The organism is Pedobacter sp. KBW01 (assembly GCF_003852395.1).
Lineage (GTDB): Bacteria > Bacteroidota > Bacteroidia > Sphingobacteriales > Sphingobacteriaceae > Pedobacter.
In genome coordinates this window covers 399,555-421,634 of sequence record NZ_QAJQ01000007.1, presented here as the reverse complement: position 1 = coordinate 421,634, position 22,080 = coordinate 399,555, and the positions used below count along the sequence as shown (strand labels likewise).

Below are 22,080 nucleotides of genomic sequence, written 5' to 3'. Positions count from 1 at the left end.
CGAAGTCAACACATATATGATACATCCCCTTTTAAAATATCTTTCCCTGGCCGGTATAGCGCTGTTGGTTTCGGCCAATAGTGTACAGGCACAAACTAAAAAAAGTGCTGCCAATGCAGCCGGAAACAGCGCCTATCTGTTTACTTATTTCACAGGCAATTCGAAAGCAGAAGAAGCCATTCGTTTTGCCATTAGCAGTGATGGCTATCACTACAGGGCTTTGAACCATAACAATCCTGTAATTTCTTCCGAGAAAATCAGCAGCACAGGTGGCGTGCGCGATCCGCATATTTTGCGCGGGGCCGATAACAAAACCTTTTATATGGTGGCTACCGATATGGTTTCGGCGAAAGGATGGAATTCCAACCGGACGATGGTGCTGTTAAAATCAGCTGATCTCATCCACTGGACCTCCAGTATTGTGAATATTCAGCAACGTTTTCCGAACAACGAAAACCTGTTGCGCGTATGGGCACCACAAACCATTTACGACACCAAAGCGAAGAAATACATGGTGTACTGGTCGATGAAGCACGGCAACGATCCGGACAAGATTTATTACGCCTATGCCAATGCCGCTTTTACAGATTTTGAAACCGAGCCTAAACAGCTTTTTTTCAGTCCAACAAATGGCTCTTGCATTGATGGAGACATTATTTACGATAAAGGCAAGTACAATCTTTTCTTTAAAACCAAAGGGAACGGTAATGGTATTAAAAAAGCAGTTTCCGATCAGTTGACTGAAGGTTATATGCTTCAGGATAACTATTTACAACAAACTACCGAAGCGGTTGAGGGAGCAGGAGTGTTTAAACTCAATCAGGGTGATGCCTATATTTTGATGTACGATGTTTACATGAAAGGCCGTTATCAATTCACCAAAAGTACCGATTTGGAACATTTTACCGTGGTTGATCAGGATATCAGCATGGACTTTCATCCCCGCCATGGTACGGTTTTGCCCATTACGCAATCAGAAGCCAATCGCCTGTTAACCAAATGGTACAACGCTTCGGCGGTATTACAGCATGTCGGAAACAAAGCTGTAAAACAAAATAACATCGTGGTTGATTCGGCTGCCAGAACAGTTTATTTACCGGTTCAGCCGGGTACTAGTTTAAAGGCTTTCAATCCACAGTTTTCAAATGCTTTTGGGGTTGTAGTTTCGCCTGCGGGTAGCGCCGATTTTAGCAAAGGTGCTGTGAAGTACACGGTTAAAGTAGGGGATAAGGCTCCTGAAACCTATTCGGTTAGTGTATCAGCAGATCACAACCCGGTTTTGAACGGATATTACGCCGACCCGGAAATCATCTATTCCAATAAAAACAAAAAATACTATTTATACCCTACCAGTGATGGTTTTACCGGCTGGAGCGGCACTTATTTTAAAACTTTTTCATCAGCCGATTTAGTCAACTGGAAAGATGAAGGTGTGATACTCGATCTGGAAAAAGATGTTTCGTGGGCCAAAAAGAATGCCTGGGCACCCACCATTACCGAGAAAAAGATAAACGGAAGCTATAAATACTTCTATTACTTTACGGCAGCACAAAAAATAGGGGTTGCGGTAGCCGATGATCCCGCCGGACCATTTAAAGACAGCGGGAAGGCTTTAATTTCGAAAAAACCTGCAGGTACACGTGGCGGGCAAGAGATTGATCCTGATGTTTTTACCGATCCAAAGACCGGAAAAAGTTATTTGTTTTGGGGTAACGGCCACATGGCTGTAGCGCCACTAAACGAAGATATGGTTTCTGTAGATACCACTTCCATCAGGATTATTACGCCTAACAGCAGCTTCCGCGAAGGAACCGAGGTTTTTTACCGCAAGGGGAAATATTATTTTCTATGGTCGGAAGATGATACCCGAAGCGAAAATTACCGCGTGCGCTATGGCTATTCCGATTCTTTAGCGGGCAAAATGATTATCCCAACCGATAACCTGATTCTATCCAAAAGGCCCGAAAAGGGGATTTATGGCACCGGGCACAACAGCGTAATCCAGGTGCCGGGTAAAGATGAGTGGTACATGGTTTACCACCGTTTTAACAGGCCAAAAGGAATTACCATGGGCGATGCCGCGGGTTACAACCGCGAGGTTTGCATCGATAAAATTGAATTCAATACCGACGGAACAATTAAAGCCGTAGAACCAACTTTAAAAGGAATAAAACCAGTAAAATAATGAACCTGTTTAAATTATATAGATCAATTTTTGTAGCCCTTTGCCTCGCCTTACTTTCGATAACTGGTTACGCACAAAGCAAAGACGATGTGCTTGCTAAAATTAACCTCGCCAACCAATACTGGCAAGCCAATAATAAGCCACAGGTACGTGCCTTTTGGGATCACGCAGCCTATCATACCGGCAATATGGAACTTTATGCGCTTACTCAGGATAATATTTATCTGAAATATTCGGAAGATTGGGCAGAATACAACCAATGGATGGGCGCAAAATCGACTGATAAAACCAAATGGAAATATAAATACGGCGAAACAGATGAATATGTGCTTTTTGGCGATTGGCAGATTTGTTTCCAAACCTACATTGATTTGTACCACATTAAACCCGAAGCCCATAAAGTAGCCCGTGCCAAGGAAGTAATGGAATACGAAATGAGCACGCCCAGTAACGATTACTGGTGGTGGGCCGATGGACTTTACATGGTAATGCCCGTAATGACCAAGTTATACAAGCTTACGGGCAACAAACAATATTCGGATAAGCTTTACGAGTACTTCACTTACGCCAACAGCATTATGTACGATAAAGAGGAGAAACTCTATTACCGCGATGCCAAATATGTTTACCCGCAACACAAAAGTGTAAACGGTAAAAAAGATTTCTGGGCCAGGGGCGATGGCTGGGTGTTTGCCGGTTTGGCCAAGATATTGAAAGACCTGCCTGCAAACGATCCGCACCGTGCCGAATATGTTACCAAATATAAAAACATGGCCAAAGCCATTATTAAAAGTCAGCAGGCTGAAGGTTACTGGACGCGCAGTATCCTCGATGCAATGCATGCACCCGGCCCTGAAACCAGTGGGACTGCATTTTTTACCTATGGTTTGCTTTGGGGAGTTAACAATGGCTATTTAAAAGAGAGAACCTATTTACCGGCTGCCCAAAAAGGCTGGAATTACCTTACCCAAACAGCTTTACAACAAGACGGTAAGCTGGGCTATGTACAACCCATTGGCGAAAAAGCTATTCCGGGGCAGGTAGTTGATGCCAATTCTACTGCCAATTTCGGTGTAGGGGCATTTTTATTGGCCGGTTGCGAAATGTACCGTTATTTATCAAACAACAAATAAGTTTTATTAGAAATGAAATTCAAAAATATAGCATTAACCTTTACACTCCTTATCGTACTTGGCGCACCTTTAATGGCGCAAAAGAAGGCCAAAAGTGCAAAAGCCGAAGTATTAACCGACAGGCAGTTCTGGTTGCAGCAAATGGATAAAATGGTACGTCCGGTGTTGTACAACTTGGCCAAAGATAGTCTGCGCATTGCCATGCCTAAAGTTACTTCGGTGCACATTGATAACAAGGAACACCGCATTAAAGTACAATACGTAGAAGTTTTAGGTCGCGTTTTGAGTGGTATTGCCCCCTGGTTACAATTGGAAGGAGGTTCGGCTGCAGAAGTAGCCCTCCGTAAACAATACCGCGAATGGGCTATTCAGGGTTTAAAAAACGCTTTAGATTCGAACGCCAAAGATTTTATGAATTTCGATATTGGCGGCCAACAACTTGTAGATGCTTCTTATGTAGCTTTTGCACTGGTACGCGCGCACTGGCTATGGGAAAACCTGGATAAGAAAAACCAGGAGCTGATGATGAAATCCATCGTGACTACCAGACGTTTTAAACCCGTTTTCTCTAACTGGTTGCTGTTTTCGGCCATGAACGAAGCCTTTTTAGCCAAATTTGGTTACAGCTGGGATCCTATGCGGGTAGATTATGCCCTGCAACAAATGGAGCAATGGTACACCGGCGATGGCATGTACACAGATGGTACCTCTTTCGCCTTCGATTATTACAACAGTTACGTAATTCACCCGTATTTAGCCACCCTTGTTGATATTATCGGCGCGAAAACGAATGCTTACAAAGAAATGTTCGACAAAATTAAAAAGCGCAACGAACGTTACGCCATTATTCAGGAGCGTTTAATTAATGCAGATGGTACTTATCCTGCCACCGGGCGCTCTATCGTTTACCGTGGTGCAGCATTTCACCATTTGGCCGATATGGCCTGGAGGAAGGTATTGCCAAAACAATTAAGTCCGGCTCAGGTACGTTGTGCTTTAACGGCGGTAATCAAAAAAACTTTAGAAAGCCCTTCAACCTATAAAAATGGCTGGTTAACTATTGGCCTTTACGGCGATCAGCCCAATCTTGGCGATTTTTACAATAATCAGGGCAGCCCTTACATTGCCTCTAATATCTTTTTGCCATTGGGTTTACCCGAAACTGACGTGTTTTGGTCGGCGCCTGCTGCCAAATGGAGTGCGCAAAAAATATGGAGTGGCGAGAACTTTGAGAACGACCACAGCGCAAGCTTAAAATAAAGGGATAAATTAATTGGTGTATTCCTATTGAAGTCAAATAGATGTTAAGTAAATTACCGTCTTAATAACGTTAAAAAAATATTGGTGAAAATTATGAGTAAGAAAATCAATTTTATAGCCGGATTTATGATCTTCAGCTTAATGCTGAACAGTTATGTTTGGGCACAGCAAACCAACACTTCCTTTACTCCGGGTAAAATCTGGAAAGACGATAAAGGCGTGCACATTAACGCGCACGGAGGCGGCATTGTAGAGCATAAAGGCGTTTATTACTGGTTTGGAGAACATAAAATTGAAGGAGAAAAAGGGAACACCGCGCAGGTAGGTGTGCATTGTTACTCTTCAAAAGATTTATACAACTGGAAAGATGAAGGTATTGCGTTACCTGTTTCTGAGGATTTAACCAGCGATATTGCCAAAGGTTGTATTTTGGAGAGACCAAAAGTGGTGTACAATAAGAAAACCAAAAAGTTTGTGATGTGGTTTCATCTTGAGCTTTTGGGTAAAGGTTATGCAGCAGCCAGATCAGGCGTAGCTGTAGCCGATCGTCCTACAGGTCCATATACTTTTATCAAAAGCTATCGCCCAAATCCGGGTAAAATGCCTTTCTATGCCGAAGGAACTGCCGATAAAGACAAGGTAAATTGCGAAACACCCGCCAATAAAAGCGATGGCTTTTTCTGCAGGGACTTACCAGGTGGACAAATGGCACGCGATATGACTGTTTTTGTAGATGATGATGGAAAAGCTTATCACATCTTTTCATCAGAAGAAAACTTTACCCTGCATTTGGCAGAATTAACCCCTGATTATTTAGGCCATACCGGAAAGTTTATCCGTATTTATGTAGGTCAGCAAACCGAAGCGCCTGCTTTGTTTAAGAAAAATGGTATGTACTACATGGTTGGTTCTGGTTGTACTGGTTGGGCACCAAACCCGGCAAGGTGGTTTAAGGCCAGTTCAATCTGGGGACCGTGGACCTACATGGGCAATCCATGCCAGGGCGAGGGTGCTAAACTTACCTATGGAGGCCAAAGCACGCATGTGTTGCCTGTACCGGGTAAAAAAGGCGAGTTCATATTTATGGCCGATAAATGGGAACCTAAAAATGCGATTGATGGCCGTTATTTATGGTTACCAATTCGATTTGAAAACGATAAAATCACAATAAATTGGCTCGATCAGTGGGATTTGAGCGTGTTTAAAAAGTAGCAAAAAACCGATTTTTTAATATAGAACCAAGATGATGAATTGCGCAAAATGCGCAAAAGGGGATTTTTTTTGCCCAAAAAATCCGATTACTTAAAAACAAAATGTACAAGATGAAAAAGAAATTACTATGGCTGGTGGCGATATGTTTTTCCCTATCTGCTTCGGCGCAGCAGGCAAAACATACCTTTAAACTAGGCGAATCAGACTTTTTGCTAGATGGAAAGCCCTTTCAGATTATATCAGGCGAACTCCATTATCCCCGCGTACCCAAAGAAGCCTGGCGCGAACGGATGAAAATGGCTAAAGCCATGGGCTTGAATACCATCGGAACCTACGTGTTCTGGAACCTGCACGAGCCACAGAAAGATAAATTCGATTTTAGCGGTAATAACAACATTGCAGAGTTCGTAAAAATTGCGCAGCAGGAGGGACTTTGGGTAATTTTAAGACCAAGCCCTTACATATGTGCCGAATGGGAATTTGGCGGCTATCCATACTGGTTACAGAACGAAAAAGGCCTGGTGGTAAGAAGTACCGAAATGCAGTACCTCGAAGAGTACCGGAAATACATCCAGCAGGTGGGTAAACAGCTTGCTCCATTGCAGATTAACCATGGTGGTAATATCATTATGGTACAGGTTGAAAACGAATACGGTTCGTACGCAGCCGATAAAAATTACTTGGATATCAACCGTAAAATGTTTATAGATGCAGGTTTTGATGGGCTGCTCTATACCTGCGATCCTGCACCAGATGTAAAAGACGGACATTTAGCTGGTTTATTGCCTGCAGTAAACGGTATAGATAATCCCGAAAAAATTAGAAAACTGGTAAATGAAAACCACGATGGCAAAGGACCTTATTTTATTGCAGAATGGTATCCGGCCTGGTTCGATTGGTGGGGAACAGCACACCACACGGTACCGGCAGCACAGTACACCAAAAAGCTCGATTCGGTTTTAGCGGCGGGCATATCCATTAACATGTACATGTTTCATGGTGGCACCACACGTGATTTCATGAATGGAGCAAATTATAAAGACATTTCGCCTTACGAACCTCAAACCAGCAGCTATGATTACGATGCTCCTTTAAACGAAGCAGGAAACGCTACGGAGAAGTTTATGCAGTTTAGAAGCGTAATTGAGAAACATTTGCCAAAAGGCCAGACTTTACCCGCAGTACCGGCAGCAAAACCCGCCATGGCCATTGCACCATTTAAATTAAACAGTGTGGTAGCTTTATTTGATGCCTTACCAGCTGCGGTTAAAAATGTTAATCCTTTAACTTTCGAAGACCTGAAACAAGATTATGGTTATGTGCTTTATCGTACTACCATCCAGGGTGGGCGCAAAGGAGCACTGGAGCTGAAGCAGCTGCGCGATTATGCCATTGTGTTTGTTAACCAGAAAAGGGCAGGGTTTTTAGATCGCCGGTTAAATCAGAATACGTTGGAAATCAGCCTTCCTGCAGGAGAAGTACAGCTCGATATTTTTGTAGAAAACATGGGGCGTGTAAACTTTGGCAAGTACCTGTTAGAAAACAAAAAAGGAATTACCGAACAGGTAAACTTTGCAGGAGCCGAAGTTAAAAGCTGGTCGATGTATAGTTTCCCCTTCAGTAACGTCAATAATTTCAAGGCTAGTACTACTGCTACCAAAAAAAGCAGTAATGGACCAACAGTACAAAAAGGATCGTTTACAATTAATGCAGTTGCTGATACTTATCTGGATATGACCGATTGGGGAAAAGGTGTGGTTTGGATAAACGGACATAACCTGGGCAAGTACTGGGCAATTGGTCCGCAACAAACTTTGTACGTACCTAGAGAATGGTTAAAGAAAGGCAAGAATGAGGTAGCCGTTTTAGAATTGCTCAAAACCGATCAGCAAATTTTAAAAGCGATAGACCAGCCGATCTTAAACACGCTTAAAAAATTAAACGTTGATTAAACGTTTAAAAAATCAAAAAATAGGGGTTAAAGGCCAAAATTTAACAAAAAGTAACGATTTAGCCCCTATTTATTACCGTATTACCCCCATTCAGAGCACTGTCTAAGTGCTTACTTTGTTTTTACCAAATAATAAATATATGAGCCAAAGCAGATGAAACGTTTTTACATCCTACCCGAAAATCTTTTGAATTAACTTTTACGCAAAAATCAAAGTAAACTAAACTGTTCCCCTGAACGGCTAACTATTAATCTAACCATTCCATTAGTATGCAAAAAAAATTACTACTGAAACTTTCGGTTGTATTTTTATTGCTGCTTAAACTTATCCCTGTTCGGGCTTCTGTAGTAGATGCCAAACATGCGCTGGGTTTTAAACAGCATATAGATACACTGCAAACAGGCTCATCCCTTTACCTGGTTGATGAAAATCAATTCCCCATCGCAGGTTTAAAACTTTTAAATACCAAAACCAAAAAAACGGCCATTACCGATAACAATGGTATTGCCGAGCTGAGTTACGACGCCGGCGACGTGATAGCGGTTTATGTACAGCAAAGTCTGGTACTTAAAACCGAAATGAGTAAAGACAGAAATGTGATTATGGTGAGTAGCAAAAATCCTGGAGTGGCTGCACTTAGACCAGTAAGAACACTTTTCGATCAAACAGTTAAGTCTACCTTATCAACCATGGCAACAGATGTGGTGTATGGTTCAGACCTCACCAAATCACCGGTAACCTCTGTTAAAGCCGCTATTACAGGCCGTTTATCGGGGATGTTTACCAATCAAAACTCAGGCAGGTTAGGTTCTGAAGGCCGTACCGATGGAACAGCAGCGCTGATTTCTTTAGGCTCACTCGGTTCTGATGCTGTAACTATGTCGTTAAGGGGGCAAAACCCGGTTGTAATTGTTGATGGAATACCAAGGCCGTTAACCATTTTCAATATGGAAGAAATCGAATCGGTAACGGTATTAAAAGATGCGGTTTCTACAGCCATGCTTGGTGTAAAAGGAGCTAGCGGGGCTATTCTGATTACCACCAGAAGAGGCACCAAGGCCAAACAAACCATTTCGTTTACTGCGCAAACAGCCTTTCTGAAATCGCTAAAAGTACCACGGGGTTTAAATGCCTTTCAGTACGCTACACTTAATAACGAAGCCAGAGTTAACGACGGACTGGCCCCGGCTTACACTGCAGCCGATTTGCAGGCTTACCAAAACGGTAGCGATCCGCAGGGACATCCGGATGTAAACTGGAATGATCTGGTTACGAAGCCAACATCGCGATTCAACCATTACACTTTAAACGTGGCTGGGGGTAACGATTTCGGGAAATATTTTGTAGCAGTAGAACATATTAATCAAAATGGCCTTTTCCGCACATCGGATATCAACACTTATGATACAGACAATACCTTTAAAAGTTATGTTATCCGTTCTAATGTCGATTTGCAGATCAATAAAAAGCTTTCGGGCGGTATTAACCTGATGGGGCGGTTAATCAATTCGAACGATCCTGGCTATGGTTCGCAGGCAATATTAAATTCAATTTATGCTACTCCTGCCAATGCTTATCCGATTTTTAATCCAAACGGCAGTTATGCTACCACCTTGTCTTATCAGAACAACATCTATGCACAATCAGTAGGTTCGGGTTACATTGGTACTTATAAACGCGATGTATCGGCGGATTTGTTTTTGAAACGCACTTTCGATGAAATAACCAAAGGTTTGTGGTTAAAAACAAAGGCTTCTATTTACGCAACCTTATCCGAAAATACCTACCGGAATAAAAGCTTTGCTTCGTTTTTCTATAACCCAACAACTAAAGTTTATACCCAGTACGGTACTATTGGTACTCAGAACAATTATACTGGTATCAACTATCAGGGGCATTCAGATTATGAAGAGCTAAGCCTTGGTTATGACCGCAATTTTGATAAACATGGTGTAAGTGCAGTTGTATTGGCTAACCACGATAACTCTTTTACAGGCTCAGATTTGCCTTATACAGTACAGGGGATTTCAGGAAAAGCGTCGTATAATTATGATGAAAAATATGTGGCTGAGTTAGCTTTTGGCTATAATGGTTCAAATTATTATCCACCTGCCGGCGATTACAAATATGGTTTCTTTCCGGCCGTTGCCCTAGCCTGGAATATCAATAAAGAAAACTTTTTAAAAGACAGCAAGTGGCTCAATACCTTAAAATTATATGGTTCTTATGGTAAAACCGGTAACGATAACCCCGGGTATTTTGTTTACATCCAGCGGTATTTTGATGGAACATCTACTTATTTTGGTTCTACACCGGGTTCGAATACCAGTATTTTCGAGCAGGTTTTAGCTAACCCGAATATTACCTGGGAAAAAGCCAATAAATTTAATTTAGGCCTGCAGGGAACTATTTTGGATAACAAATTAGGTTTTACCGTAGAGTACTATCGCGATAAATACTACGATTTGCTGATGCAAAGAGGTAAAAATTCGGCGCTTATCGGCCAGAGTTACCCTTTAGAAAACATTGGTCAGAGCAGGTATACCGGTTGGGATTTTAAACTGAATTTTCAACAAAGCCTAAACGATTTTAGCTATTACATTGCCGCAACAGGTGGTTTACAACAATCGAAAGTGCTTTACCAGAACGAAGTGAACCAGCCTTACCCATGGATGGCCAGAACCGGGCAAGCTGTTGGACAGCGTTTTGGCTACATTGCTGAAGGTTTGTTCCAAAATACATCAGAAATAGCTGGTAGTGCTAAACTGGAAGGTTATACTGCACAACCGGGCGATATTAAATACCGCGATTTAAATGGTGACGGCATTATTAATCAGTTAGACCAAACTGTAATTGGTAATACCAAACCACTTTTTTATTATGGATTAAACCTTGGCTTCCAATTTAAAGGGTTTGATTTTAGTGCATTGCTGCAAGGTGCTTTAAACCGTACCATTTACCTGTCGAATAATACCGAATGGGCGTTCCAGAACAATGGTTTTGGCCAGGCCTGGGAGCACAATTTAGACCGCTGGACACCACAAACTGCGGCAACGGCAACCATGCCACGCTTATCTATTGGTACCAATATCAATAACGAGGCTACTTCTACTTTTTGGCAGCACTCGGGTAATTACCTGCGCTTAAAGAATATTGAAGTGGGTTATACGATCCCTAACAGCCTCACCAAAAGGATCGGCTTGCAAAGTATCAGGGTATTTGGAAATGCTACCAACCTGCTAACATTTGCTGCTTACGATAGGGTAGACCCAGAGGTTTACAACGGAAACTATCCTATCCAGAGATCGATCAATATGGGTATCAACATTAAATTTTAAGGATATGAAAAATTTTAAACAACATATATTCATCGCTTTAATGGGGTTGCAGGTGGCTTTGGCCATTACAGCCTGTAAAAAGGTAGAAACTGAGCCTCGCGACTGGATTCAGGCCGACCTGGTATGGGATACGCAGGATAAAAACGGAACTGTGGCTGGCTTTTTCCTAAACAGTGTATATACTTTTATTCCAGGCGGCTTTAACCGGATAGATGGCGACTTTTTAGATGCTGCATCAGGCGATGCCATTCCATCCAGAAACAATACGCAGGTAGAATATTTTACCAATGGCCGCATCAGTACCTTAAATAATCCAGATCCTTATTGGGGAAACAGTTACAACGGCATTAGGGGAGCCAATATTTTTCTGGCCAATATTAATGTAGTACCGGTTGCTGCATTAACCAAACAATACTGGCGTGCAGAGGCCCGTTACATCAGGGCCTTATTGTATTTCGAATTGGTTAAAAGATACGGAGGTGTTCCGCTGATTGGTGATAAAATTTTTACCCTCGATGATAACCTTGAGTTGCCAAGAAATAGCTTTGCAGACTGCATTAACTACATTGTAAGCGAATGCGATGCGATAAAAGACAGTTTAAGACTGGAAACTGGGGCAAATTATACCACTTCCGATTGGGGACGCATTCCGAAAGGGGCTGCAATTGCCTTAAAATGCAGGGCTTACTTGTACGCTGCCAGTCCGCTATATAATGGTGGTGGGGTAGAAACAAGCGCAAGCTTAAGAGCATTAACCGGTTACCCAGCAGCGGATGCAAGTCGCTGGCAAAAGGTGGTTGATGCTGCGGTTGAATTAAATAGCTTGGGCTATTATCAGTTACAGGGTACTTTTAACAACATTTTTTTAACCAATAAAAACACCGAGGTTATTTTAAGTAAACAGGGCGCTACAAATACGAACATCGAAACTACCAATGCGCCTTCAGGTTATGGTGCGCCAGCCTTAAGTAATGGCAGAACAAGCCCTACCGTTGATTTAGTGAATGCTTTTACCATGCGTAATGGTTTGCCAATTACCGATCCCGCTTCGGGTTACAATGCAGCTGCACCTTATACGGGCAGAGATTTGCGCCTCGATTATACTATTTTTTATAATGGTGTAAACTGGTTAAACAGGCCGGTACAAACTTACGAAGGCGGTTTAGATAAACCAGGCGGAACTACGGTACAAACCCGCACCGGATATTACCTGCGCAAGTTTATGGGCAATTTTGCTACCAACAGCACCTATACCAACCAATCTCACAATTTCATCATTTTCAGGTATGGAGAAATTATTCTGAATTATGCCGAGGCGCTAAATGAGCTTGGCCGTACCGAAGATGCAGTGACACAGATTAAACTGTTACGCACCCGTGCAGGTATAACACCTGGTACCAACTCTCGTTATGGTATTGCCGCTGGCATCAGTCAGACCGATATGCGTACACTGATCATGAACGAAAGAAGAGTAGAACTGGCTTTCGAAGAACACCGCTTCTGGGATATCCGCAGGTGGAAAATTGCACCGGCTGTACTTAACGGACAACTTAACGGCACAAGGATTATCAAAAATGCTGATAACAGTTTGAGCTATACCAATATTCCGGTAGTTACATCCATTTTCACCAATAAGCTTTACCACATGCCTGTACCTTATTCAGAAACAACAAAGAACAGTCAGTTGCTTCAAAATGAAGGTTGGTAGATCGTGTAATTCAAAAAAATAAACAGATGAAACATTTATATAAATACTTACTGGCTTTACTGGTGTTCTTAACCTGCAATTTAGCAATGGCCCAGAACCAGGTTATATCAGGAGTGGTAACCGATGCTACCGGACCAATTTCCGGAGCTTCAGTAAAAGAAAAAGGAATGCCTACCAATGGCGTGGTAACCGATGCAAAAGGAAATTATAGCATCCGCTTAAAAGGTACAAGCGGGGTTATTGTAATTTCGTTTGTGGGTGCCCTGCCCAAAGAGGTTACAGTAGGTACTCGTAAAACCGTTAACGTGCAGTTAGAAGACGATGTGCAAGGTTTGGAGCAGGTAGTGGTAATTGGTTATGGTAAACAGAAAAAAATAACCCTTACCGGTTCCATGAGTACCATTTCGGGTGCAGATATTCGCCAAAATCCATCGGCCAGTTTGCAAAATACTTTGGTAGGACGCTTGCCTGGTTTCTTTTCTCAACAACGTTCGGGTGCTCCCGGATCGGATGGTGCAACATTTTTCATCAGGGGGGTAAGCTCTTACAACGGAGGTTCTACCACGCCTTTAATCATTGTTGATGATATCGAATACAGTCCCGATCAGTTTGCAGCTATTGATGCAAATGAGGTAGAGAACATTAGTATTTTAAAAGATGCCGCAACCACTGCCATTTATGGTATTAAAGGTGCAAATGGGGTAATTGTAGTAACTACCCGGAGGGGAAAATTGGGGGTTCCACAGATTACTTTCAGGAGCGAGTACAGCGTAATGAAGCCAACTGTAATGCCCGAATTTCTGGATGCATACGAATCAGCAAAGCTATATAACCAGGCGCGTGCTAACGATGGTCTTGCACCAAGGTTTACTGCCGATGATTTACAGAAATACCAGGACGGATCTGATCCTTATGGTCACCCGAATAACGACTGGAAAAAAATCCTGTTCAAGGATTTTAGCAACCAGGTTAAGGGTAATTTCGATATTAGCGGCGGTACGGAGAAGGTAAAATACTTTGTTTCTGCAGGTTTCCTTTATCAGGACGGGATGTTGCGCAACTATGGTAAAGAGGAGGGAGTGAACTCTAATTTTTACTACAACAGGTACAATTATCGCTCTAACTTAGATATTAAAGCTACCAAAACGCTCGATCTGCGTATCGATTTATATGGTAACCTTGGCGTAACCAATACCAACAACATTGGTAGTGCTTTCGGCTATAACGATATCTTTTACGATTATGTGAGTTTCCTTTCTCTGGCTCCATTCAACTATCCGGTATATAATCCTGATGGAAGTTTCGGTTACAGCAAATGGCAGCGCGATGAGAATCCGAATTATAACCAGAATAACATTGTTGGACGTATTACCCACTACGGCTACAACCGTAAATATGGCAACAACATGAACCTGGTAGCCAATGCCAATCAGAAATTGGATTTTATTACCAAAGGTTTATCTGTTAAAGGTGTACTTTCTTATGCCAGTACCTACGATTATACACGTAGCATGACAAGGGATCAGTTTCCCTCATTTATTTACGACCCTGTTAACAACTCGTACGAGCCGCGAGATCCGAATATTTACAGGGTAAGAAGATATTTTATCGGTTATGGTCCGGGTAGTACCATCCGCAATTTAACCACACAGGTGGTGTTAAATTACGATAGGAGTTTTAATAGTCACCACGTGTACGGAACCGCTTTAACCAATATCAACACCGTTATAAAAAACAATTCCAATTCGATTTACAACTTTGTGCCGAATAACTTTAAAGGTTACACTGGTCGTGTAGGTTACGATTATAAAGATAAATACCTGTTCCAGTTTAATGCTGCCTACAATGGTTCCGACCGCTTTGTGAGCACCAAAAAATATGGTTTCTTTCCGGCAGCTTCGGCAGGTTGGGTAGTATCGAACGAGAAATTTTTCAAGGATCATGTGTCTTTTATGGATTTCCTGAAATTCAGAGGGTCTTATGGGGTTGTGGGTAACGATCGTATTGGTGATAACTTCAACTATTACTATCAGCAAAACTACAACAACGGTAGCAATGCCTCTTTCGGTTACTCAGATAATACCCAAACTGGTATTTTAGAAGGTACATTAGGCAATAATGAAGTAACCTGGGAGAAAGAAAAGAAAACCGATATAGCCATGGAGTTTGGTCTTTTTGGTAGTAAAATAACCGGGTCAATCGATTTATTCCACAACGTAAGGAGCGATATTTTAACCAGTAGGGGAACTGTTTCGTCTATTTTTGGCGTAGGTTTGCCACCAGTAAACTTAGGCCGTGTACAAAATCAGGGTGGTGAGATCGAAATCAGCTACCGTGATAAAATTGGTAGTGTAGATTTCTCTGTACGCGCGAACTACTCGCTGGCCAAAAACAAAATCCTTTACCAGGATGAGCCACTTGCTGCCTATCCGTATCAGCAGTTTACCGGCAACAGCATTGGTCAGATTTTAACCTACCAGTGGATTGGCTTTTATACTTCGGCTGCCGATATTGCTGCTAGTCCGAAACCGCAAACTACCCCAAGGGTGGGCGATTTGAAATATGCTGATTTAAACAACGACGGCAAAATTGATGGTTACGACATGTCAATTAACGGTTATCCCAACCTGCCCAATACCAATTATGGTTTAGAGTTGCGTGCCAATTACAAAAACTTCGGTTTTAGCTTGTTATTCCAGGCGGCAACCAACTTTAATGTTCGCGGTGTGGCAGAGGCCATTCAGGCTTTTTCTTCAAACCTGACTTCTGTACACCAAAATTCGTGGACACCAGAAATTGGCGATGCAGCCCAATATCCTTTACTTTCACTTTCGCCAGGGCTAAGCAGTCCATCTGCCTATCCGTCTACCTTCTGGTTTATCTCTGGTAATTACCTGCGATTAAAGAATGCGGAGATCAGCTACGCGCTTCCGAAAAAATTGATCGAAAGGTTAAAAGTGCAGAGCATCCGTACCTATATCAATGGTTATAACCTGCTTACCTGGTCTAACCTCAATACCCGGTACCAGTTCGATCCGGAATCTAATTCAGGACAGGACCGGATTAAATATCCACCACAAAAAATGATCAATTTAGGTTTAAGTGTTACGTTTTGATAAATCTTGATATGAAAAGAATAATATTAATGATATGCTTATGTGCAGCAATCGCTGGATGTAAGAAAGGGAGCGATTTTCTGGATAGCAAAGCCGATACGGGTGAAACTGAGGCTACAGTTTTTTCTGACAGCTTAAAATCGATCAGGTTTTTAACCCAGATATACAGCGCTACGAGTTATAGTTTTACCAAGGGACGTTTTAGTAGTCATGGCAATACCGAAATGGCTACCGATGATGCAGAATATGCTTACTCGGGGCCAACTCAAAATGCCGTAATTATGTATAACGGTACACTTTCGCCTACCAATTTCTGGAGTGGCGGCGGTTTACCCGATTTTTGGACCACCCCCTACACCAATATCCGAAGAGTAAACCTCATGTTATCTAAACTGCCGGTTATTCCACTTTCTGATGCTAAAAAGAAACGCATTCAGGGCGAATTGAAATTTTTAAGGGCCTGGTATTACCACTTTTTATTGATCAATTTTGGAGGTGTACCTATAAATGGCGACAGTGTGTATGGCATTAGCGATGTAATTGATTTGCCAAGATCATCGTTCGAAGAAACCGTTAACTACATTACCTCTGAGCTGGATGCTGCAGCGAGTATTTTACCTGTAACAGCCGATTATGCCGAGCAGGATTATGGTCGTGCAACGAAAGGAGCCTGTATGGCACTAAAATCTCGTGTTTTATTGTATGCAGCTAGTCCATTGTTTAATGGAGGAGCAATCGATCAGGCTTCTGGAGCTGTAAAACCTATTGTAAGTTACCCGGCTTATAGCGTTGCCCGCTGGCAAAAAGCCGCCGATGCTGCTGAAGCTTTGATTAATACCGGTACTTACAGTCTTTTTGAAGATAATACTACGGCACCAGGCTATGGTTTTTACAATGTTTTCTTAAAAAGGGTAAATTCCGAATACATTTTTGCCTTTAATCGCCCTGTTAACCGCGATTTTGAAGGTTATTACAATCCTCCTTCAAGGGGTGGCGCTAAAAACTCTACACCAACGCAACAGCTGGCAGAGGCATTCCCGATGAAAAATGGAAAAGCGATCACTGATGCAACCTCTGGTTTTGATCCCGCAAATCCCTATGCCAATCGTGACCCTCGTTTTGGTTACTCAATTATTTATAACCAATCGCTTTATTACAGCACCACTACCAGTTCTAAGATTGTTGTAAATACCTATAACGGAGCACCTACAGATGGTTATACCTCAAACGGGACCGGACCAACCACTACTGGTTATTATGCCCGTAAAATGTGTGATGAGAATATCTCGAGCAACAGCTCATTCAACACTGAAAGAGGATGGCCTTTAATCCGCTACGCCGAAATACTTTTAAATTATGCTGAGGCGATTAATGAAACCGGCCAAACAGCTTTAGCCTACCCAAAACTAGTGGCCATCCGGAAAAGGGCTGGTATAACCGCTGGTGCAGATAATCTTTATGGTTTGAAAGCCAATATGACTGTAGACGAGATGCGTGCGGTAATCCAGAACGAACGTCGAATTGAGCTGATGAACGAAGATCACCGCTGGAACGATATCCGTCGCTGGAAAATTGGTGTTGCTGTAAATAACGGCTACAATAAAGCTATCAACATCACTAAAACTGGTAGCGTTTATACTTATCAAACGGTTAACACCATTCGTTTGCATGTTTTCAACCCACAACATTATTTAATGCCGATTCCGCAATCAGAGGTTGCTAAAATGCCATCAATGCTTCAAAATCCTGGATATTAACCCCGTCCTTTTATATTTATTCTGGCTCCTCAACTGTTTTGTGCGGTTGGGGAGCTTTTTTGTTTTTTAACCGCAAAGCACGCGAAGGTTGTTAACGCTAAAATTTATAAACCACCAAACCGCAAGGAGCCTATTTTTCATGTAGTTAGAAATGTTGCGTCCAGCATTGCTTAGCGTGCGCTGTGCCTTTTCTCTGTTTGCTCTGTGGTTAAATAGAGTATTCCCCTGCCTTCTCTTTGCATACTTTGCGGTTAAATAATTGCCTGCACTGTTGTTAAAAATACCAAATTTAAAGGAAAGCTTCCTGCCATCAGCAGCACCAAATCATAATTTTTTTCACAAAGGTTTAAAAAAGCATTTCAGAAATAGTTTATACCAGCTGATTCCGGAGTCTGAGAAAGACCATTGATACCAGATTAAAACACATCAAACATTAGATCGTTTAGAGCAGTAGATTTTAGTTTTTGAGCACAATCAAACGCTCAAAATCCCAGTTTATGTAGCAGGGAAATTACCGTCATAAGTTTTTGATTATAAACGTATAATTGACGTTTATAAAAATGAATTTTTATTCGAAAAGCGCTAAAAAGCCCAAAAAAGGATAAAAAATAACAATTTGCCCCCTTTTTATTACCGGATTACCCCTCACTAGCAGCCTCTTTTTTATGGTTAATTTGTTAAAACCAAGTATAAGATATAAGCCGATCCAAATTATTCGAAGATTAACTACCTGGGATAATTGATGGTTGTAGCAATTTTAAAAATGAATGTTGCACCCAGTTTTTTCCGAATTCAAACCAAACCTAAAAACTGATCATGAAAAGACAAAGAGCAAATAAACCAGAACATCCTCTTTAAAACAAAATCGCTTGATGATGCTATCCGGTACTCCAGATCTCTCTCTAAAACACCTAAAACAAAATATATGAAGAAAGTTAAACCTACTCCAAAAAACATTTTACAGCTCAGGCAAAAATAACACCGCGCTGATGCTGCTGTAAGAGCAAATCAATTAACTAAGAAAGACCTGGAATTTAGAGCGCAGGCTCTGATTCCAAATATAGCTGACGAAAATATTTTCGATCGGATGAGCAACTTATTGCCTTTACATTTCAGAGAGGGGTAGGAATCCGGTCAAGAATAACTAACCAATTAAACCATTTTATGAAGAAAAAATTACCGAAGAAAATCCCGCTCAGTCAGTGGACGAAGGCTTTAAAGCCGATTTTTCAATTTTTGGTCTACCTCGTAATCACCACCTCATGCCTAACAGCAGCTGCACAAAGCGATATAACTGTTAGAGGGGTGGTAAAAGATACGCTTGGTGGCCTGCCAGGTGTAAACGTTAAGGTATCGGGTACCAACCGCGGTATTTCTACCGACGAGTTCGGACGTTATACCATCAAATTACCCAGAACAGGTAAACTGTTGTTCACATTGGTTGGGTATAAGCCTAAAAATGTGGCTGTTGCCAATTACGATAAAAATGCCGAAGGGATTTATGTAGTCAACATAACCCTATCTTCAGATGAGAGTTCATTAGAAGAGGTAGCCGTTGTAGGTTTTGGTACACAAAAGAAAACAAGTGTAATCAGTTCTATTACGGCAATTAATCCCAAAGAGCTGAAGGGGCCAACCAGTAATTTAACCACCATGATGGCGGGTAGAGTAGCGGGTATGATTGCTTATCAGCGTAGCGGTGAACCTGGGGCTGATAATGCACAGTTTTTCATCCGTGGTTTGGGTACTTTCGGTGCAGGTAAGCAAGATCCTTTGATTTTGATCGATGGTATCGAATCGACCCAAAATGACATGGCACGTTTGCAGCCCGATGATATTTCTTCTTTTAACGTATTAAAAGATGCAACGGCATCGGCTGTATATGGTGCAAGGGGTGCAAATGGAGTAGTACTTATTTTAACCAAGTCGGGTGTTGCTGGTCAAACCAAATTTGGTTTCAGGGCCGAATCTTCTCTGTCATCAAATACCAAAAATTTCCAGTTTGCGGATAACGTTACCTATATGAAACTGGCTAATGAAGCCGCGCTTACGCGTAACAGATTAGCCATATTGCCTTATTTGCAAACCAAAATAGATGCTACTGCTGCAGGTGAAAATGAATTGCTTTATCCAAACAATAATTGGATTGAGCAATTGATTAAAGATTATACCATCAACCAAAGGTATAACCTCAACATTTCGGGCGGTGGTACCAAAGCCAGTTATTACATAGCCGGTACCTATAATATTGATAACGGGGTGTTAAAAGTTGCTGATTTAAATAACTTCAACAGCAATATCAAGTTGAAAAACTACTCGGTTCGTTCTAACGTAAACATTAACTTAACCAATACCACCGAGGCGATTATCAGGGTTTATGGCCAGTTCGATGATTACACTGGCCCGGTAGGTGGAGGTGGCGCAACCTTTAACAGGGCGATATGGTCTAACCCGGTAATGTTCCCTGCAGTTTATCCGGGCAGTTTATCGCCTTTTAGCAATCACCCTTTATTTGGTAACGCCATTTCGCCAAGAGGCGGATTATACATGAACCCTTATGCCGAGATGGTTAAAGGTTACCAGGATAAAAATGCTTCGACGCTGCAAACTCAGATTGAAATTAAGCAGGATTTAAAATTCATTACACCTGGTTTAACCGCGAGGATGATGAGCTATGCCCGCAGGTATTCGTATTTTGATATTTCACGTGCCTATAACCCTTTCTATTATTCGGCTACCGAGCAACCCGATAAATCAATTGGGCTGAGTTTAATTAATGGTGGTGGTGCCTTATCAATTGGTAACGTAGGTACTGAGTATTTGGGTTATTCTGAAGGAACAAAAGATTTAAACTCTACTTTTTATGCAGAGTTTTCTGCCAACTACAACCGTACTTTTAAAGAGAAACATGCTGTAGGTGCAATGCTCATTACCACTATGCGTAATTATTTAGCGGCAAATCCCGGTAGTTTGCAACTTTCACTTCCTTCTCGTAACCAGGGCGTATCCGGTAGGGCCACTTATGGTTACGATAACCGTTATTTAGCTGAATTTAACTTTGGTTACAATGGGTCTGAACGTTTTGCAGAAAATAACCGTTTTGGTTTCTTCCCTTCGTTTGGTTTAGGCTATATCATTTCGAATGAAAATTACTTTAAACCCTTAACCTCAGTAATTAACAGCTTAAAACTAAGGGCAACTTATGGTTTGGTAGGTAACGATCAGATTGGAAACGCTGCCGACCGCTTCTTTTATCTTTCGGAAGTAAACATGAACAACGGCACATTTGGTGCAAGCTTTGGAGAAGATGGTTTATACTACCGAAACGGTATTTCGATATCGCGCTATTCGAACCCTTTAATTACCTGGGAGCGCTCTAAACAAACCAATATTGGTTTAGATATGACCTTGTTCAATAGCTTAAATCTAACCTTCGATATTTATAAAAATGAACGGTCGAACATTTTAACCGACAGGACATTTATACCGAGCTCCATGGGCTTGCAAGCTTCTGTAAGGGCAAATACCAACAAAGCAGAAAGTAAAGGTGTCGATTTTTCGGCCAGCTATAACAAGTCTTTCAGTAGCAACATGTTTTTGCAGTTACGAGGTAACTTTACCTACGCTACCAATAAAATCTTAATTTACGATGAACCTTCTTTTAATGCCAATGAAACTTACCGTTACCACATTGGCTTACCAACTACCCAGGCATTCGGTTACATTGCAGAGCGTTTATTTGTTGATGATGCTGAAGCTAAAAACTCACCGGTTCAGTTTTCGGGCGTACCAGGCTTAGATTATGGTGGTGGCGATATTAAGTACAGGGATGTAAATGGCGATGGTATTATCAGTGATGTAGATCAGGTGCCAATCGGTTTACCTACCAGTCCTGAGATTGTTTATGGTTTTGGTGGTACGTTTGGTTTTAAAGGTTTCGATATATCGGCGTTTTTTCAAGGCTCTGCGAGGTCTTCATTTTTCATCAATCCGGGTAATATTTCTCCTTTTGTACTTAATAACGAATCTGGCAATCCTAATGTTACACAGAACGGATTACTGAAAGTTATTGCCGATAGTCACTGGTCTGAGCAGAATCGCGATAGTTATGCGTTCTGGCCACGTTTAAGCCCTAATTTTGTAAACAACAATACCCGTACCTCAACCTGGTGGATGCGCAATGGTGCCTTCTTAAGGTTGAAAAGTGTGGAGTTGGGCTACAACCTGCAAACCAAACTACAGAAAAGACTGGGTTTAAGCAGTGCCCGTATTTACGCTAACGCCACCAACCTTGGGGCCATAAGTGCCTTCAAACTGTGGGATCCTGAAATGGGCGGAAACGGCTTGGGCTATCCTGTTCAAACCGTATACAATTTAGGTTTAAATGTTTCATTCTAACCATTGAGCTTAAAAATAACA

At 41.8% G+C, this 22,080-nt stretch carries 10 protein-coding genes; all 10 read left to right on the top strand.

The genetic code is table 11. From position 1 onward, the window contains the following. Nucleotides 1–16 precede the first annotated feature (16 nt). On the top strand, nucleotides 17–2,185 hold the full coding sequence (locus DBR40_RS08380) for a family 43 glycosylhydrolase (protein WP_124559287.1): 2,169 nt from the start codon (nucleotides 17–19) through the stop codon (nucleotides 2,183–2,185). Further along, a complete protein-coding gene (locus DBR40_RS08375) occupies nucleotides 2,185–3,318 on the top strand; it encodes a glycoside hydrolase family 88 protein (RefSeq protein WP_124559286.1) in 1,134 nt (377 codons plus the stop codon). The genes DBR40_RS08380 and DBR40_RS08375 overlap by 1 nt, the downstream gene beginning before the upstream one ends. Nucleotides 3,319–3,330: 12 nt before the next feature. Beyond that, nucleotides 3,331–4,578 carry a DUF2264 domain-containing protein gene (locus DBR40_RS08370; protein WP_124559285.1) on the top strand — a complete coding sequence of 416 codons (1,248 nt, stop codon included), beginning with the start codon at nucleotides 3,331–3,333 and terminating at the stop codon, nucleotides 4,576–4,578. A 93-nt stretch (nucleotides 4,579–4,671) separates the two neighbouring features. Then, nucleotides 4,672–5,790 (top strand): glycoside hydrolase family 43 protein, encoded by a 1,119-nt coding sequence (locus tag DBR40_RS08365; RefSeq protein ID WP_124559284.1) that lies wholly within the window; start codon nucleotides 4,672–4,674, stop codon nucleotides 5,788–5,790. Between the two features lie 110 nt (nucleotides 5,791–5,900). Next, nucleotides 5,901–7,742, top strand: coding sequence for a glycoside hydrolase family 35 protein (locus DBR40_RS08360; RefSeq protein WP_124559283.1), 1,842 nt, complete (start codon nucleotides 5,901–5,903; stop codon nucleotides 7,740–7,742). Between the two features lie 269 nt (nucleotides 7,743–8,011). Further along, complete coding sequence (locus DBR40_RS08355; protein ID WP_124559282.1) at nucleotides 8,012–11,080, top strand: SusC/RagA family TonB-linked outer membrane protein; 3,069 nt, start codon at nucleotides 8,012–8,014, stop codon at nucleotides 11,078–11,080. A gap of 4 nt (nucleotides 11,081–11,084) precedes the next feature. Further along, a complete protein-coding gene (locus tag DBR40_RS08350; protein ID WP_124559281.1) occupies nucleotides 11,085–12,788 on the top strand; it encodes a RagB/SusD family nutrient uptake outer membrane protein in 1,704 nt (567 codons plus the stop codon). Between the two features lie 26 nt (nucleotides 12,789–12,814). Beyond that, nucleotides 12,815–15,904 (top strand): SusC/RagA family TonB-linked outer membrane protein, encoded by a 3,090-nt coding sequence (locus DBR40_RS08345; RefSeq protein ID WP_124559280.1) that lies wholly within the window; start codon nucleotides 12,815–12,817, stop codon nucleotides 15,902–15,904. Nucleotides 15,905–15,915: 11 nt separating this feature from the next. Beyond that, a complete protein-coding gene (locus DBR40_RS08340; RefSeq protein WP_124559279.1) occupies nucleotides 15,916–17,661 on the top strand; it encodes a RagB/SusD family nutrient uptake outer membrane protein in 1,746 nt (581 codons plus the stop codon). 1,164 nt (nucleotides 17,662–18,825) lie between these two features. Further along, nucleotides 18,826–22,059, top strand: coding sequence for a SusC/RagA family TonB-linked outer membrane protein (locus DBR40_RS08335; protein WP_124559278.1), 3,234 nt, complete (start codon nucleotides 18,826–18,828; stop codon nucleotides 22,057–22,059). The last annotated feature ends 21 nt before the right edge of the window (nucleotides 22,060–22,080 follow it).

Excerpts from the sequence above, each read along its gene's own strand:
- DBR40_RS08380 (WP_124559287.1), top strand. The coding sequence starts at position 17 with ATGATACATCCCCTTTTAAAATATCTTTCCCTGGCCGGTATAGCGCTG.
- DBR40_RS08375 (WP_124559286.1), top strand. The coding sequence starts at position 2,185 with ATGAACCTGTTTAAATTATATAGATCAATTTTTGTAGCCCTTTGCCTC.
- DBR40_RS08370 (WP_124559285.1), top strand. The coding sequence starts at position 3,331 with ATGAAATTCAAAAATATAGCATTAACCTTTACACTCCTTATCGTACTT.
- DBR40_RS08365 (WP_124559284.1), top strand. The coding sequence starts at position 4,672 with ATGAGTAAGAAAATCAATTTTATAGCCGGATTTATGATCTTCAGCTTA.
- DBR40_RS08360 (WP_124559283.1), top strand. The coding sequence starts at position 5,901 with ATGAAAAAGAAATTACTATGGCTGGTGGCGATATGTTTTTCCCTATCT.
- DBR40_RS08355 (WP_124559282.1), top strand. The coding sequence starts at position 8,012 with ATGCAAAAAAAATTACTACTGAAACTTTCGGTTGTATTTTTATTGCTG.
- DBR40_RS08350 (WP_124559281.1), top strand. The coding sequence starts at position 11,085 with ATGAAAAATTTTAAACAACATATATTCATCGCTTTAATGGGGTTGCAG.
- DBR40_RS08345 (WP_124559280.1), top strand. The coding sequence starts at position 12,815 with ATGAAACATTTATATAAATACTTACTGGCTTTACTGGTGTTCTTAACC.
- DBR40_RS08340 (WP_124559279.1), top strand. The coding sequence starts at position 15,916 with ATGAAAAGAATAATATTAATGATATGCTTATGTGCAGCAATCGCTGGA.
- DBR40_RS08335 (WP_124559278.1), top strand. The coding sequence starts at position 18,826 with ATGAAGAAAAAATTACCGAAGAAAATCCCGCTCAGTCAGTGGACGAAG.